Annotated in this window: 19 protein-coding genes and 1 pseudogene; 11 read left to right on the top strand and 9 right to left on the bottom strand. The window is 63.2% G+C overall.

Features of this window, described 5'->3' with window-relative positions:
* Positions 1 to 3 precede the first annotated feature (3 nt).
* The 3 genes from EN885_RS08365 to EN885_RS08355 are packed head-to-tail and all read left to right on the top strand — an operon-like array spanning position 4 to position 2419.
* Positions 4 to 822, top strand: a complete 819-nt coding sequence (locus EN885_RS08365; RefSeq protein WP_095483797.1) for an ABC transporter permease — start codon at positions 4 to 6, stop codon at positions 820 to 822.
* Positions 823 to 830: 8 nt separating this feature from the next.
* A complete protein-coding gene (locus tag EN885_RS08360) occupies positions 831 to 1577 on the top strand; it encodes an aspartate/glutamate racemase family protein (RefSeq protein ID WP_095484008.1) in 747 nt (248 codons plus the stop codon).
* Between the two features lie 5 nt (positions 1578 to 1582).
* On the top strand, positions 1583 to 2419 hold the full coding sequence (locus EN885_RS08355) for a GNAT family N-acetyltransferase (RefSeq protein WP_095484009.1): 837 nt from the start codon (positions 1583 to 1585) through the stop codon (positions 2417 to 2419).
* 154 nt (positions 2420 to 2573) lie between these two features.
* On the opposite strand, the gene EN885_RS08350 is transcribed toward EN885_RS08355, so the two are convergent.
* The 7 genes from EN885_RS08350 to EN885_RS08320 form a co-directional block, all read right to left on the bottom strand.
* Entirely contained in the window at positions 2574 to 3233 is a 660-nt protein-coding gene (locus tag EN885_RS08350; RefSeq protein ID WP_127203635.1) for a GDSL-type esterase/lipase family protein, read from the bottom strand.
* Positions 3226 to 3420, bottom strand: coding sequence for a hypothetical protein (locus EN885_RS08345; protein ID WP_127203636.1), 195 nt, complete (start codon positions 3418 to 3420; stop codon positions 3226 to 3228). The genes EN885_RS08350 and EN885_RS08345 overlap by 8 nt, the downstream gene beginning before the upstream one ends.
* Positions 3421 to 3603: 183 nt before the next feature.
* Complete coding sequence (locus tag EN885_RS08340) at positions 3604 to 4902, bottom strand: FAD-binding oxidoreductase (RefSeq protein WP_128244321.1); 1299 nt, start codon at positions 4900 to 4902, stop codon at positions 3604 to 3606.
* On the bottom strand, positions 4899 to 5876 hold the full coding sequence (locus tag EN885_RS08335; protein WP_164759010.1) for a branched-chain amino acid ABC transporter permease: 978 nt from the start codon (positions 5874 to 5876) through the stop codon (positions 4899 to 4901). The genes EN885_RS08340 and EN885_RS08335 overlap by 4 nt, the downstream gene beginning before the upstream one ends.
* Positions 5873 to 6781 carry a branched-chain amino acid ABC transporter permease gene (locus tag EN885_RS08330; RefSeq protein ID WP_128244320.1) on the bottom strand — a complete coding sequence of 303 codons (909 nt, stop codon included), beginning with the start codon at positions 6779 to 6781 and terminating at the stop codon, positions 5873 to 5875. Before EN885_RS08330 ends, EN885_RS08335 begins: the two co-directional genes overlap by 4 nt.
* On the bottom strand, positions 6778 to 7545 hold the full coding sequence (locus EN885_RS08325) for an ABC transporter ATP-binding protein (RefSeq protein WP_128244319.1): 768 nt from the start codon (positions 7543 to 7545) through the stop codon (positions 6778 to 6780). The genes EN885_RS08330 and EN885_RS08325 overlap by 4 nt, the downstream gene beginning before the upstream one ends.
* Positions 7542 to 8342, bottom strand: a complete 801-nt coding sequence (locus EN885_RS08320) for an ABC transporter ATP-binding protein (protein WP_128244318.1) — start codon at positions 8340 to 8342, stop codon at positions 7542 to 7544. The genes EN885_RS08325 and EN885_RS08320 overlap by 4 nt, the downstream gene beginning before the upstream one ends.
* Positions 8343 to 8470: 128 nt before the next feature.
* Here EN885_RS08320 and EN885_RS08315 point away from each other — a divergent pair, with 128 nt between their 5' ends.
* From EN885_RS08315 to EN885_RS08290, 6 genes are read left to right on the top strand one after another with little or no spacing between them, the layout of a single operon-like run.
* The gene (locus EN885_RS08315; RefSeq protein WP_095483803.1) at positions 8471 to 9208 is read left to right on the top strand and encodes a GntR family transcriptional regulator; all 738 of its coding nucleotides are present in this window, start codon (positions 8471 to 8473) and stop codon (positions 9206 to 9208) included.
* Positions 9205 to 9693 carry a DUF3830 family protein gene (locus EN885_RS08310; RefSeq protein ID WP_128244317.1) on the top strand — a complete coding sequence of 163 codons (489 nt, stop codon included), beginning with the start codon at positions 9205 to 9207 and terminating at the stop codon, positions 9691 to 9693. The genes EN885_RS08315 and EN885_RS08310 overlap by 4 nt, the downstream gene beginning before the upstream one ends.
* Positions 9694 to 10053: a TIGR04076 family protein gene (locus EN885_RS08305; protein ID WP_095483805.1), complete on the top strand. Its 360-nt coding sequence runs from the start codon at positions 9694 to 9696 to the stop codon at positions 10051 to 10053.
* Positions 10050 to 11105 carry an aldo/keto reductase gene (locus EN885_RS08300; protein WP_128244316.1) on the top strand — a complete coding sequence of 352 codons (1056 nt, stop codon included), beginning with the start codon at positions 10050 to 10052 and terminating at the stop codon, positions 11103 to 11105. The genes EN885_RS08305 and EN885_RS08300 overlap by 4 nt, the downstream gene beginning before the upstream one ends.
* An 8-nt stretch (positions 11106 to 11113) precedes the next feature.
* On the top strand, positions 11114 to 11542 hold the full coding sequence (locus EN885_RS08295) for a DUF4440 domain-containing protein (protein ID WP_245493031.1): 429 nt from the start codon (positions 11114 to 11116) through the stop codon (positions 11540 to 11542).
* A gap of 53 nt (positions 11543 to 11595) precedes the next feature.
* Positions 11596 to 12855 (top strand): ABC transporter substrate-binding protein, encoded by a 1260-nt coding sequence (locus EN885_RS08290; RefSeq protein WP_128244314.1) that lies wholly within the window; start codon positions 11596 to 11598, stop codon positions 12853 to 12855.
* A gap of 64 nt (positions 12856 to 12919) precedes the next feature.
* On the opposite strand, the gene EN885_RS08285 is transcribed toward EN885_RS08290, so the two are convergent.
* The gene (locus EN885_RS08285; protein WP_128244313.1) at positions 12920 to 13459 is read right to left on the bottom strand and encodes an Lrp/AsnC family transcriptional regulator; all 540 of its coding nucleotides are present in this window, start codon (positions 13457 to 13459) and stop codon (positions 12920 to 12922) included.
* A gap of 48 nt (positions 13460 to 13507) precedes the next feature.
* Between EN885_RS08285 and EN885_RS08280 the strand changes: the two genes are divergently transcribed.
* Entirely contained in the window at positions 13508 to 14680 is a 1173-nt protein-coding gene (locus EN885_RS08280; RefSeq protein WP_128244312.1) for an MFS transporter, read from the top strand.
* A 164-nt stretch (positions 14681 to 14844) separates the two neighbouring features.
* Positions 14845 to 15270, top strand: a complete 426-nt coding sequence (locus tag EN885_RS08275; protein ID WP_128244311.1) for a GNAT family N-acetyltransferase — start codon at positions 14845 to 14847, stop codon at positions 15268 to 15270.
* An 86-nt stretch (positions 15271 to 15356) separates the two neighbouring features.
* Here EN885_RS08275 and EN885_RS08270 read toward each other — a convergent pair.
* A pseudogene (locus EN885_RS08270) lies at positions 15357 to 15474 on the bottom strand (IS630 family transposase); the annotation flags it as partial.

Below are 15474 nucleotides of genomic sequence, written 5' to 3'. Positions count from 1 at the left end.
GCGATGAGCCAGGACAAGCGCTCCCTCGAATTCTACGTGCTGGCAGCCTTCTTCGCTATTTTCGTGCTGTTTCTCTACGGCCCGCTTTCGGCGATTCTCATTCTTTCGTTTCAGGGCGAGAATGGCGGGCTGACCTTTCCGCTGAACGGCGTTTCGCTGCACTGGTTCGCCAATCTGTTCGAGCGCCAGGCGGTCGGCGATTTCGGCGGCAGTTTCAAACGCTCCTTCATCCTTGGCCTTATGGTGATGATCGTGACCGTTATCGTGTCGCTGCTTGCCGGTCTTGCCTTCCGCCAAAAGTTTCGTGGCGCCACCGCATTGTTCTATCTGGCCGTCGCCAGCCTCGTCGTGCCGTCGATCATCATTTCGCTCGGCATTGGCGTCGTCTTCCAGCAGATCGGCTTTCGCCCCGCCTGGTACACGTCCGCCTTCGGGGCGCATCTGACCTGGACCTTGCCCTTCGGCGTGCTCATCATGTTCGCCGTCTTCAACCGGTTCTCGCCGGCCTATGAGGAAGCCGCGCGCGACCTCGGAGCATCGTCCTGGCAGACCTTCGCGCATGTCGTCCTGCCGATGATCTCGCCCAGCCTGATCGGTGTCGGCCTGTTCGGCTTCACGCTCTCCTATGACGAGTTCGCCCGCACGCTGATGACCTCGGGCACGTTCAACACGCTGCCGCTCGAGATCTATGGCATGACGACAAATGTGACGACGCCGGTGCTCTATGCGCTGGGCACGGTGACATCAGTGTTTTCTTTCCTGGTGATCCTGCTGACGCTCGGCGCAATCGTCTATGTCGGCCGTCGCCGGGCACGTATTTGAGAACCGCAGTGCAGATCCTCGTTGTCAATCCGAACACCACCGCCAGCATGACCGAAACCATTGCAGCGGCGGCGCGGCTCGTGGCCGGCGCCGGCACGGAAATCGTCGCCGTCACCTCGTCGATGGGTCCGGTTTCGATCGAAGGCTATTATGACGAGGCGCTTGCCGTGCCGGGCCTGCTGGTCGAGATCGCCGCTGGCGAGCGCTCGGGCGCGCAGGCTGCGATCGTCGCCTGTTTCGACGACACCGGCCTCGATGCCGCGCGCGCCATGGCCAACATCCCGGTCATCGGTATCTGCGAGGCAGCGCTCAGCACGGCCTCGTTCATCGCCCAGCGCTTCACCGTCGTCACCACGACCGAGCGCTCGCGCGTGCCGGTCGAAGGGCTGGTGCAGCGCTATGGCATGGCGGGGCGGGCACGCGTGCGCGCCGCCGACATTCCGGTTCTTGCCCTCGAAGACCCGGCATCGGACGCGATCCTGAAGCTGCGCGGCGAGATCGCGCGCGCACTCGAGGAGGATCGCGCCGAGGCCATCGTGCTCGGCTGTGCCGGCATGGCCGATCTTGCGGCTGCGCTGCAGCGGGAGTTCGGCGTTCCGGTCATCGACGGTGTCGGCGCCGCCGTGAAACAGGCCGAGGCGTTGATCGCGCTTGGCCTGTCGACATCCAAGCGTGGTGCCTATGCAAACCCACTGGCAAAGCCTTATCGTGGCGCCTTGAAATCCTTCGCCCCCGGTATAGTTGCCGCCGAGTGATCGCAATGTCCCGAACGATCAGAACGCTCGCACTTGAAGAAGTGGAAACGCTTGTCGACTGGGCGGCAGCGGAGGGCTGGAATCCCGGCCTCGGCGATGCCGCAGCGTTCCACGCGGCGGATCCCGACGGCTTCATTGGCGCCTTTGTCGATGGCGAGATGGTGGCCGGTATTTCGGCCGTGGCCTATGGCGACGATTTTGGCTTCATCGGCCTGTACATCTGTCGGCCGGACAGGCGCGGAGAGGGCCATGGCAAGGCGGTCTGGGATGCCGGCACGGCGCGGCTCGGCAGCCGCACGATCGGCCTCGATGGTGTCGTTGAACAGCAGGCCAACTACCGCAGCATGGGCTTTGCGCCGGTCTACCGGACGATCCGGTTCGTCGGAGCGCCGAATGTTTCGGCAGGCACCGACAGTGACATCCGTGCCATAGGCCCTGACCTCATAGCGGATCTCTTGGGCTACGACAGCCGGTTCTTTCCCGCTCCGAGACGGTCGTTCCTGGAACACTGGCTGCGCCCGCCGCACATCGCGCTTGCGATCGTCAGGGACGGCGCAATCGAGGGATACGGCGTCGCGCGCCGATGCCGGGACGGTCACAAGATCGGCCCGCTCTTTGCCGACAGCCTGGGCGCGGCAAGCCGTCTCTTCGCCGCACTCGCCAATGCTTCCGGACCCGGAAATATCCATCTCGACGTTCCCGAGACCAGCGGGGACTTTGCAGCCCGGCTGACGGCCGCCGGTCTTCAACCGGGCTTCGAAACCGCTCGAATGTACAAGGGAAAAGCGCCGCAGCTCACGCAGCCCGGGGTCTTTGCGATGACGACCTTGGAGCTTGGTTGAGGCGGAGCGTCTATTTGTAACGCGCAAAGTCGGTTGGCACCTCCGCGCAACTTCACTTGGCACTAACTCGCGCGCTTTCTACGGCCGTTAACGGTGCCTTAAAGCCCAACGTCACAGGTCAAACACTCCTGTTGGGGAGATCCGTGACTATTGTTTATCGTTCCGCTGAAACCGCAGCCATCATCGGCCGGAGCTGGTTCTCCCAAACCCGATAGCCGGCGCCGTTGAGGTGGATCCCGTCAGTCGTGAGGTCCGGTCGTAGGCTGCCATCTCGGGAGAGAGGCACGTTAAGATCCACGAATCGGCAGTTTGCAGCCTTTGAGCACAGGGCGATGAGCGCACTGTTCAATCGCTTTATCGCGGCGTTGTGGACCTCGCTGTTCGTGAGCAACGTCGACTGGACGACGATGCTCTCCACATCCGCCAACCGATCGATGATCTTGTCGTAGGATGCAGCCACGTCGTCGGGGCTGGTTGACCTGCGAATATCGTTGATCCCGAGCATGATGAAAACCAGTCGGGGCTGCGCTGCCGTAATCTGGTCGAGCCTCAGGAGCGCGCTGCCGACGCGTTCGCCAGATATGCCTCGATTGATAATCGATAGTCTGGGAAACATCTCCTGCCAATGGCCACTCGCAGTGAGAGAATCGCCAAACATGACGATGTCGGCATGTCCTTTGAATTGACGGAACTCGTCGACTTTGGCTTGCCACGCGGCGTTTTCGGACCGCGTAGCAAGGGCCGTCGCCAACAGAATCGACAGCATTGCGCCAAAGATCAGCGCTGCCGATGGATGGATGAAGCACTTAGGCATCTCGCGGCTCGCATACACGGAGCAGATACTTTAAGGAATCGAGCGCCATGGCCAACCCGTCATTGCCAAGTTTTGCTCTCATTCTCGGCGAGGCGTTCGGCAACTGCTCATCGATCTCCTTCAAGCGTTGCTCTAGATTAGCAAGAATGGTTTTGTCGAAGACCAGTTTTCCGGTCTCCTCCGACACGAGGAACCTACTCCAGACGCCTTCTTTTGCACGAATAGCTCTTTGTCGTAGTCGCCCTCGCTGCCGAAGTATGGCGGGTCTAGGTAGAAGAAAGGGCCGAGTGCGGCAGAGCTATCCAATCTTGCGCGTTGCATAGTGCATGTCGTTGTCCCAAAACCGCTGCGCACTTTTGGGCGACATACACTAGCCCGCCTCATCCAGCCGGTCGCGCAGCATGCTTAGGGGAAGCAGCATGTTTGGCGCATGCCGCATCAGGCTGTGGAACGGGATCGGCGACGGCGGCGCAAACGGCAGCGGCAAGTCCTGCGGCTTCGCGCCATCAGCCCAATCCGCAAGCACCTTGCCCATGCTCGTGGTCATGGCGATGCCGCGTCCGTTGCAGGCAAAGCCCGCGATCAGGCCGGGCCCGAGATCGACGAGGTGCGGCAGGAAGTCGGGCTCGACGGCGGCCATCCCCGACCAGCTATATTCGAGCGGTGGGATCTCCGGGAGGTCGAGGTGTTTTGCCAGCCGCCGCCAGATCGCTTGCGGCACCCGCGCTTCGGCGCCCGGACCAAAACTATGCATGCCGCCGGTAATCAGCCTGTTTTCGCTGTCGAAGCGGAAGGTGAAAAGATTGCGTCTTGTGTCGCCGACGCCTTGCCCGCCTGGAAGCAGGCGAGTGCGGTATTCGCGTGGCAGCGGAGCCGTCGCGATCTGGAAGATTTTCAGCGGGAAATAGGTTCGCTCAAGCGTGCGGTTTAGCGGCCCGCCATAGGCATTGGTGGCAATCAGCACCTTTCCGGCGCGTACCGAGCCCGACGCCGTCTTCAAGACCCAGCCATCCCCAATGCGATCGATCGATGTAACGAGCGTATGCTCGAAGATGCGCGCGCCGGCTTTTTCCGCAGCGTCGGCCAATCCGCGCGCATATTCGACCGGATTGAGGACGCCGCCCGAACGGTCCATCCAGCCACCGACATAACCGCGAACGCCGGTCAGCTCTTCGACCGCCCGCCTGTCCAGCGCAACAGTCGGTCTTCCGCGCCTCGCCCATTGTTCGGCGCGCGATCTGGTTTTTTCGAGAGCAGCCTGCGAATGGGCTGGCTGTATCCATCCGCTCTGGACGGCATCGCACTCGATGCCGTGCCGCCTGATCAGGTCGAAGACGAGGTCGGCGCTGCCGGCCGCGAAATCGATGAGGCGTTCGCCACGTTCTGGCCCGAGCTGGGCAATGATATCGTCGGGGTCTCTTTTCGCGAAATTCGGCACGACGAAGCCGGCATTCCTGCCGGTTGCTCCCCAGGCGATGATTTCCGCTTCGAGGACGGCGACCGAGATGCCTTTCTCGGCGCTGTGCAGCGCGGTGGAAAGGCCTGAAAACCCGCCGCCGACAATTGCCAGATCGACATCGAGTGCGCCTTCGAGCGCGGGCCGATCACGGCGATTGCGGCTGACGGCATGCCAAAGGGAAATGCCGTGCGGCCGGATCTCAGCGCTCATGAGCCGCTCTCGCTCGGGGCCACGCGTGCACGCTTGCCGAACCTTGGACGCCGCGGCCTGTCGCCAAACAGGCCGTTCGGCCTGACCAGAAGGATGACGCACAGCATCACGCCGATGGCGACGATCTGCAGCGAGGCGGCGCGCGCCTGTTGTTCCGGCGAGAACAAGACGCTCGTCAAGGCTCCCGATCCGGCCCAAATCGCCCAGACCAGGATGCTGCCGATGACGGCGCCGATGTTGCTGCCCGAGCCGCCGACGATCAGCATCACCCAGACCTGGAAAGTCAGCGCCGGCAAATAATTGTCCGGCGCGATGAAGCCTGTGAAATGCGCCTGCAACGCGCCGGCCAGTGCCATGATGGCGCCGCCGACGGCAAAGGCCTGGACGCGGTAGAAACGCGCGCTTTTCCCCAGGGATATCGCGGCCCGCTCATCCTCGCGAAGCGCCTTCAACACGCGCCCCCACGGGCTGCGCGACAGATGCTCCAGCGCGAGATAGACGATCAGTGTCACCACCGAGACGACGGCTAGGTTCGACAGGTTGAACAGCAACGGCGTCTCCGCGAGGCCGCCGAAGGGACGCGGAATGAAGCCGATGCCGAAGGGGCCGCCGGTCAGTTTTTGGGCGTTGAGCGCCACCAGCTGCACGACGACGGCAACGCCGAAGGTGGTGATCGCCAGATAGTCCGATCTCAGGCGCAGCGTGGCGATGCCGGTGATCGCGGCGGCGACCCCGCCAACGACCATCGCGCCCAGCCAGCCGACAAGGATCGGCAGGCCGAAGCCGCCGAGGCGTGCGGCATCGTCGGGCGTGGTCAGCAGCGCCGAGGTGTAGGCGCCGATGGCGACAAAGCCGGCGAGCCCGACATTGAAAAGCCCGGTCAGCCCCCATTGCAGGTTGAGCCCGAGCGTGACGAGCGAAAAGATCAGCGCGGTGGTCAGGAAGAAAGCGCCGTAGCCGAGCAGATCCATCAGCGTTCTCTCACTCCGAAAAGGCCGATGGGCCGCACGAACAGCACGGTCATCAGGATGATGAAGGAGACGGCCGCCCGCCATTCGGCGCCGATCAACTGCACTGCGCCGGCTTCGGCGAGACCAATGATCAAGCCGCCGAGAACGGCGCCAGGCACGCTGCCGATGCCGCCGAGGATGGCGGCCGCGAACATCGGCAGCAGCATGTCGAAACCCATGAATGGGCGGATCTGGATGAGAATGCCGATCATCACGCCGGCGACACAGGCTAGCGCCCCGCCGACGATCCAGGTGACGCGCACGACCTTGGCCACGTCGATGCCGACAATGCGGGCCAATGCCGCGTTCTGGCTCAGTGCCTGCATCGAGCGGCCGGTCTGGGTGCGGGTCATCAGGAGATGCACGCCGAGCACCAGAACGGCGGTCAGAAGCAGCAGCGCGATCTGGTCGGGGGTGATGCGAATGCCGAAGCCGACCGGCATGGCGATCTGGATGGCCCGGCTGAAATAGGTCGGACGCGAGCTGAAGATGAATTCGAGCAGGCTTCTCAGCGCCATCGAGGCGCCGAAGCTCGCCATCACCACGATGATTGCCTGGCCCTTGGCCCGCAGCCGCGCGAAAAGCACCATGTCGAGCAGCAACGCCAGCAGGCCGGTGACCGCCATGCCAATGACGACCGCGGCGATCAACGGCCAGCCGAAGGAGAGGGGAGCGATCGGCGCGATCTTGCCGAACATCGCGCCGATGGCGCCGACGACGGCGAGCGTCGCATAGGCGCCCCAGGCCATGAAGTCGCCATGTGCGAAGTTCGAGAAGCGCAGGATCGAATAGGTGAGCGTCACGCCAATGGCGCCGAGGCCGATCATCGAACCTGCCAGCAGTCCGTCGACGACAAATTGCAGGTTCATGCCGCACTTCCTTTGCCGGAGTGCCGGTCTCGTTCAGGATCGAGGCGGCGCTGGCCAAGATAGAGCTCGGCGACGACCGGATCGTTCCAGAGCTCGGAGGCGACGCCCTCGTGCCGGTCCTTGCCCTCGACCAGCACATAGGCGCGATCGCCGATGGCAAGCGCTGCCTTGGCGTTCTGTTCGACCAGCAGAATAGTGACGCCGGATATGCGTATACCGGCCAGCATCTCGAACACCATCGCCACGAATTTCGGCGACAGGCCGGCCGACGGCTCGTCGAGCACCAGCACCTTGGGATGGACGATCAATGCCCGGGCGACCGCCAGCATCTGCCGCTGTCCGCCCGAGAGGTTGCCGGCGGCGGTCTTGCGCTGACGGGCGAGATCGGGGAAGGCCGCATACATTTCCTCGATGCGGGCAGGGGTCTCGCGCGGCTTCAGGATGCCGCAGGCGACCTTCAGATTGTCCTCGACCGACATTAGCGGGAAGATATTTTCGGTCTGCGGCACGAAGGCAAGGCCGAGGCGGACCATGGTGTGGGCGGGTGCGGCGGTGATATCCTTGCCGTCCAGCAGCACCGTGCCGCCGGTGATCGGGACAAGGCCGGCGATCGCCTTGATCAAGGTCGATTTGCCGGCGCCGTTGGGGCCGAGAACGACGACGATCTCGCCCTTGTCGACGGTGATCGAGGCGCCGCGCACGATCGGAACGCCTGGCTCGTAGCCGGCTTCTAGGTTGCGGACATCGAGAACCGTTTGGCTCATGCCGCGCCTCCGAGATAGGCCTCGATGACGCGCGGATCGCGCGCCACCTCGTCCGGGCTGCCTTCGCACAGAAGCTGGCCGCTCGCCATGACCAGCACGCGGTGGCAGAGCCGCGTCACCATGTCGATATTGTGCTCGATCAGCAGGAAGGTGATGCCGCCTCTGTTGATGTCGCGAATGCGGTCGATGATGACTTCGAGCAGCGTCGCGTTGACGCCGGCCGCCGGCTCGTCGAGCAGGATGATCGCCGGGTTGGCCATCATGACGCGGGCGAGCTCGAGCAGCTTGCGCTGGCCGCCGGAAAGCACGCGCGCCGGTTCATGTGCGAGGCGGGCAAGCGTGACGAGCTCGAGCAATTCGATGGCTCTCGCCTCGGCAGCCCTTTCCTCAGTGGCGACCCGCCGTGGCGTCAGGAAATTGGCGAGCAGCCGTTCTCCGGCCTGTCCCTGCGCGGCCAGCATGACGTTTTCGATCAGCGTCAGGTTGGGCAGCGGCCGGGGGATCTGGAACGTGCGGCCGAGTCCGCGGCCGATGCGGCGATGCGCTGCTTCCCCCGACACCAGTGTGCCGTTGAGAAGGATCTCGCCGCTGGTCGGCAGGATGCTGCCGGCCAGCAGGTCGAACATCGTCGTCTTGCCGGCGCCGTTCGGGCCGATGAGGCCGAGTATCTCACCCGGCTGGACCTCAAACGAGACATTGTTGACCGCGACGAGACCGCCGAAGCGCTTGACGACGTTCCTGGCCGTCAGAACCGGCGTGCGGGTCTCCGCCCGCTGTTGTGCGGTTGTGTCACTCATGGAACCCTCTGGCCGAAAGCGATCGTCGCCGCCTTCTGGTTTTGATTTGTGATCACACTTGCTTTGATCACGCTATTCGGCTTTAATTTCTTCCGCAAGCCGAAAACGGCCAAAGACCGGGACTGCCCATGCAGAAGGCCGCCATCGAACGGAACAACGAAACGATCGCAGCCCAGCTTACGCCGGTCGGCCGCGAGACCGTGCAGGATCGCGTCTATTCGGAGCTGCGTCGCGCCTTGATTGGCGGCCTTTTCGAGCCGAGCCAGGTTTTGACCATCCGCGGCCTCGCCGACGCGCTGGTCACCAGCACCATGCCGGTGCGCGAGGCGCTCGGACGTCTGATCACAGAAAAGGCGCTGGAAGCGCTTCCCAACCGCTCCGTGCGCGTGCCGCCGATCACGCTGGAGCGGATCGACGATCTCTTGCGCGCCCGCTCCCTGATCGAGGGCGAAGCGATTGCGCTGGCTGCCACGCGCATGAACCCGCGCCAGATTGCTTCGGTCGAGGCCATGCTCGGCGAGTGGGACGAGATGCGGGCGCTGAAGCATAAGAAGGATATCGATCGCGAGGCGACGCTCAACCAGAGCTTCCACTTCGAGATCTACCGCTGCTGCGGCTCCGCCGTGCTGATCCCGATGATCGAGAGCCTCTGGTTGCAATCCGGACCCTGTATCCGCGTCGCGATTTACGCCTTTTCGGATGCCGGCGAGGTCGATACCGCCCACTATCACCGCAGCATCGTCGCAGCGCTTGCGAGACAGGATGCCCAAGCGGCGCGCGAGGCATTGGTGGCCGACATCAGCCGGCCCTTCGCCTTCCTGCGCGACAAGCTCCAATCCGCAAGCAAAGAAGGATTGAGGGCATGACGACGCCTGCCATCAGGATCACTGAGGGACGCTCAAAGCTTTCCGTGACGGCGTTGCTGTTGCCTGAAAAGGCGCCCGACAACGCTGCCTTCCTGCTGGCCTATCTCGAGCAGCCGCGCGTCGTTGCCGGCATCCATGCGATGTGGACGGGGCCGGAGATCTCCTGCCCGGTTCCGTCAGCGGATATTGAGGGCCAAACCTATGCCGGGCCCCTGCCGGCGGAGAATGCAACGCTGACGCCGCAGCCGGGCGACATCGTGCTATCCTACGTGCCGCCCCGCATGTGGGGCGGCAATCCGAATGCGATTTTCGACATCGGCTTGTTTTACGGACAGGGTGCGCGCCTGCTGTTCCCGATCGGCTGGCTTGCCGGAAGCGTGGTCGCGCAGGTGCGTCCGGAGGAGCGCGACCGCTTCGCCGCCGCCTGCGGCGTGATCCGACGCAACGGCGCCTGCGACATCACCTTCACTCGTGTGGAGATATGAATGGCTGAGGACGACGACAGTTTCGAACTCTTCGATCTTCGTGTCGAGGCGGTCATTCCCGAGGGCAAGCCGATCTATTGCGGTGCCAAGGCGGGTGACTATTTCGAGCTCAAGGGCGAGATGCTGTCGATGCCGGCGGGGCAGGGTTTTTCGATCTATTCGATATCAGCCGTGTTGCCGCTGCTCGCGGCTAAACAGCGCCCGACCCACAAGAACGACTGGATGACCTCGGACGCCGAGATCGCCTGTCCCGATCCCAATTGCGCCAGTCGGCTCAGGATCGTCAGGACGGGCAAGCGGCGGTTCAGCCATGCCGAAACCACGGCGGTGCCGCTGCCGAAGGAGAATGACCAGAGATGACCGTCAAGGCTTTCGAGCTCAGCCCCGGCTATACGATCTCACGCGTCATCCGCGGCGGTTGGCAGCTTGCCGGCGGGCACGGCACGATCGATCGCGAACAGGCGGTGACCGACCTGATAGCCACTTTCGATGCCGGCATCAGTACCTATGATTGCGCCGATATCTATACCGGTGTCGAGGAGCTGATCGGCGCGGCGCGGCTGCGGCTCGCCAGTGAGCGCGGTCTCGACGCCGCCGCCAAAATGAAGGTTCACACCAAGCTGGTGCCTGACCTGGAAAGGCTTGCAAACATCAGCCGCGACTATATCAGGGGCATCGTCGACCAGTCGCTGCGGCGGCTGAAGACGGAGCGGCTCGATCTCGTGCAGTTCCACTGGTGGGATTATGCGCTGCCCGGCTATGTCGACGCGATGGGCTGGCTCAACGACCTTCGCCTGGAAGGCAAGGTGCGCAATGTCGGCACCACCAATTTCGATACGCCGCATTTGGCCGAGATCCTGGCCGCCGGGGTGCCGCTGGTCAGTCAGCAACTGCAATACTCCGTGCTCGACCAGCGGCCGGCCAACAGCCTCGCGGCACTCGCCAAGCAAAACGGCGTCAGTTTCCTCTGCTATGGTTCGGTGGCAGGCGGCTTCCTGAGCGAAAAATGGCTTGATGCTGCCGAGCCGCAGACGCCCCTCGAAAACCGGTCGCTGGTCAAATACAAGCTGATCATCGACGACTTCGGCGGCTGGGAGCTTTTCCAGGAGTTGCTTCGCACATTGAAGGCCGTCGCCGACCGCCATGGCGTCGACATCGCCACCATCGCCAGTGCCTGGGTGCTGGAGCAGCCGCAAGTGGCGGCCGTCATCGTCGGCGCCCGCAACCAGGCGCACGCCCTTGCCAACGCCCGAATTATGGACGTCGCGCTCGATGCCGACGACCGGGCGCGGATCGCCGCCGTGATCGCGCAAAGCCGCGGCCCCCTGGGCGATGTCTACACGCTGGAACGCGACCGTCACGGCCGCCACGGCTCGATCATGCACTACAATTTGAACGCAGGCCGGATATGAGCGCCGCCATGGACGAGAGGTCCTCTCTGCTTTCCCGCGCGAGCGCCGAGGTCGTCGATCTTCACCGCTTTTTCGTCGACTGGTTCGTTGCAGGAAGCGCGGACAGGGCGGATTTCAGCCGCTTCGAACGCGTCATGAACGAAAGTTTCTGCATGGTTGCGCCGGACGGCCAGATCCTCGATCGTGACGCAGTGGTCGACCACGTCAGGGTAGGCCGCGCTACCTGTGATGGCGACTTCACCATTTCGATCGAGGATATCCGGGCCGGCTGGCAGGCCGACGACGCGATCGTCGTCTGCTACGTCGAAACGCAGCAGCGCGCCGGCAAGCACAGCCGCCGTCGCTCGAGTGCCGTTTTCACCACCAGCTCATCGGCGCCCAATGGCGTTGAATGGCGACATCTGCATGAAACCTGGCTGCAGGTGTCGGAAGGCTGAACAGGCTCAAAACATGAATTGAATCAGAGTCGTGTAACGAAAGGGGAACAACAATGACAAAGACGATACTTCAGATCACCACCGCGCTGGCTCTGCTGACAGCGGCCGGTGCAGCGCAAGCCGCCGATTGCAAGATCACGGTCGGCCTCGTCATGGAACTGACCGGCCCGGCCGGCGAATACGGCCAGGCCGGCGCCAAGTCGGTCGAAATGGCCTTCCGCGATATCAACGACGCCGGCGGCGTGCGCGGTTGCGACCTCGCCACCGACACGCGCGACAGCCAGAGCCAGGGCAACATTGCGGTCGACGCCGCGACCCAGCTCGTGCAGGTCAAGAAGGTGCCGGTGATCATCGGCGGCATCATCTCCTCGGTGTCGATCCCGATCCTGACCTCGGTCACCGCTCCGGCCAAGATCGTCCAGGTCTCGCCGGCTTCCTCGTCGCCGACGCTGACGGCGCTTGGGCGCGACGGCAAGACCAACGGCATCTTCTTCCGCACCATCACCTCGGATGCGCTGCAGGGCGTCGCCGCAGCCAAATATGCCATCGACAAGGGCTTCAAGAAGCTGTCGGTCATCCACGTCAACAACGACTTCGGCGTCAACATGGTGGCGGAATTCTCGCGCGCCTATAAGGCGCTCGGCGGCACCATCGTCTCCGACACGCCTTACAATGAAAAGCAGTCGAGCTATGCGTCCGAAGTCACGGCGGCAATGGCCGGCGAGCCCGACGGGCTTTATCTCGTCAGCACGCCTGTCGACGGCGCGACCATCGCCCGTACCTGGATTTCGCAGGGCGGTGTCCAGAAATTCCTGCTCAATGACGGCATGAACAGCCCGGACTTCATCGAATCCGTCGGCGCCGATTATTTGAAGGACGCTTATGGCACTTCCTCGGGCACCAGCCCGACCGCATCGACCGAATATTTCACCAAGAACTACAAGGAATTTTCGGGCATCGAACCGTCGAACCCGGCGGCCGACCGGTCCTATGATGCCGGCGCCATCGTCGGCTTGGCAATCGCCATTGCCGGCTCCGAGGATCCGGCCAAGATCAAGGACGCGATGTACAAGGCGGTCGATCCGGCCGGCACGCCGATCTATGCCGGCAAGGACGAGTTCGCCAAGGCGCTCGGCCTGATCAAGGATGGCAAGCCGATCCGCTACGAAGGCGTCATCGGCCCGGTCGCCTTCGACAAATACGGCGACATCACCGGCCCGTTCCGCCTCTGGAAGATCGTCGACGGCAAGGTGACGACCGATGGCGAAATGACGACGGATGACGTCAACGCCCTGCAGGCGAAGCTTCAGTAAGGCACCTCTTGTCCGGCATCATTTCATTGAGGTTGATGCCGGACATCGTATTTGCGCGCTTCGGCTAGTAGAGCGGCTTGGCCATATGCCGGGGCGTCGGCCATTCGGTCGTGATCCCGGGCTGCACCGGCCGCTCCAGATAGGTCGATAGAACCACGTAGCTTCGCGTCGAGGTGACGCCGGGCGTTTCGTAAAGCCGCGACAGCAGGCCTTCGAGCGCCCGCGTGTCCTCGGTGCGGACCTTGATCAGCATGCAGGTGTCTCCGGCCACCGAATGAATCTCCTCGACTTCGGGGTGCTCGGAAATCGCCATCAGTTCGGGGGTCTTTCCCCAGCCCTTGGTGTCGATGTGCACGAAAGCAAGCAGCGGCTTGCGCACCGCCTTGGGATCGATGATCGCCGCGGTGTTGCGGATGGCGCCGCTGCGCCGAAGCCGCTTCACCCGTTCATGGGCTGCCGGCGGCGACAGGCCGACGCGTTCGCCGAGCTCGGCATAGCTGATCGTGGCGTCGTCGACCAGAATGCCTAATATTTTTCGGTCGGTGGCGTCGATGTCGCGGGCGGCAGGCCTGTTCTGCGGAATGCCATCTGTTTCTTCGTCCATAATGAAATTCCTTATTGATACAGAATTTAATACGGCCATTATTGCCATATGTCGAATAGTGATCAAGTCGCAACGTTGACGGCTAAGCCGCCTATCCCGGCGCTCGCTTTTCTGCTCACCGGATGCATCGCCGTGATCGGCTCCAACTCGCTGGTTCTCGGTCCGATAGCACCGGCGGTGGCCGCGTCGTTTGCGACAAGCGTGCCGGCCGTCATGATCGCGTCCGCTGCGTTCGGCCTCGGAACATCGGCAAGCGCCTTGTTCCTGGCGCGCTATATCGATCGGCTTGGCGCTCGCCGCATGCTGCAAGGGGCCTTGCTGCTGCTGGCGATAGCGCTTCTCGCCAGCGCCGCCGCGCCGACGGTGACGGCGCTGGTTGCGGCCCAGCTTCTCGCCGGCATCGCCGCCGGTATCGCCATGCCGGCAATCTATGCCAGCGCCGCGGCGATCGCGCCGCCCGGCCGCGAAAGCGGGACGATCGGCGTCGTGCTGACCGGATGGACGCTCAGCATGGTGGCCGGCGTTTCGCTATCGGCGGTGCTCGCCGACCTGGTGCATTGGCGCGCCGTCTTCGCAGCGGTCGCAGTCCTTGCTGGGCTCGCGTTGACCGGGCTTACGTTGACGTCGTTGAGCGATGTCAGGAAAAGCGGTCCGGCGCCGACGTCGCTCGGCGCCTTGGCCGTTCCCGGCATAGTGCCGCTTCTGGTCGCCTGCGGTGCCTTCATGACCGCCTTTTACGGTGTCTATGGCTATCTTGGCGATCACCTTCACAATGGATTGGGACGGCCGGTCAGTGCCAACGGGTTGGCCGCGCTCGCCTATGGCGCCGGCTTCGGCATGGCGGCACTTCTTGACGGCGTGATCGATCGGCTTGGCGCGCGACGCGTCATGCCGTTCGCCTATCTTCTGATCGCGGTCGTCTATGTCGCGCTTGCCGCGTCAAGCAGTAGTTTTCATCTGACCATCGCGATGGTGGCGGTCTGGGGTCTTGCCAATCATTTCGGGTTGAACGTCCTGGTGATGCGTCTTTCGGCGCTCGATCCGGCGCGGCGCGGCACGATCATGGGTTTGAACAGCGCGGTGACCTATCTTGCGGTGTTTGTCGGCACCACGGCCTTCGGACCGCTTTATTCCAGCTTTGGCTTTGCGGCATCGGCCGTGGTCGCAGCGTTGCTCATGCTGGTTGCCGCTTCGGCGGCAGCGTGGCATTCGCCGCGGTAGTCGCGGACCATCGCAAGTCGCCGGTTTAAGCCACGCGGCAGCAAGCGGCAGAGCTTGCGCCTCCCTCCTGTCCTTCGATAAATGCAAATGAAAGTGCGATAGCATCCGGAAGGACGCGCGGCGCTGTATACCGATATCCGGCTGTGAGCCCGTCTGGACGTGCGATGATCACGACGCTTGAAACGACCGCCGATCCTTCGCCAAAAGAACTCGCTTTTCTCGGGGAGCGGCTCAGCGCGTTCAACGACAGCGATGTCGGTCCGGCAGAGAGAAAGGCGCTCGCCGTGCTCGTGCGCGACGAGCACCGGGCGGTTGTCGCCGGTATCTCGGGATACACCGCCTGGGGCTGGCTCTATGTGCAATGGCTCTGGGTTGACGAACGACTGCGCGGCCAGCACATGGCCGGCAGGATGCTGGACGCAGCCGAACAGGAAGCCGTCGCACGCGGCTGTCATGGCGCCTTGATCGACACGTTCAATCCGAAAGCGGCCAAGGTCTATGAGCGTCAGGGATATCGGCCTTTCGGCATGCTTCCCGATTTTCCCGTCGGCCGCAGCCGCGTCTTCCTGCAGAAGAAATTGTTGGCCTGAAGTACCGTCGGGCCGAAGCCCGAAGGATTTGGCCCAAACCAGCCCGGCAAAATGACCAACCTGATCTCATCTTGCTCTAGAGTCTTTCACGTTTTGACGGAAGCGTACCCGGCGTTTGCGAAGTAGTTCTTGCATTCGCCGGGTTCGATCGTTGCGACGAGATGGCCGATGTGTCGCCAAGTGTCCTCGATGGTGCGTTTCTGA

Origin of the sequence: Mesorhizobium sp. M6A.T.Cr.TU.014.01.1.1, from assembly GCF_004022765.1 — a bacterium.
Taxonomy (GTDB): domain Bacteria; phylum Pseudomonadota; class Alphaproteobacteria; order Rhizobiales; family Rhizobiaceae; genus Mesorhizobium; species Mesorhizobium mediterraneum.
The sequence above is the reverse complement of the archived record's forward strand: the minus strand, read 5'-3'. Positions and strand labels throughout refer to the sequence as shown.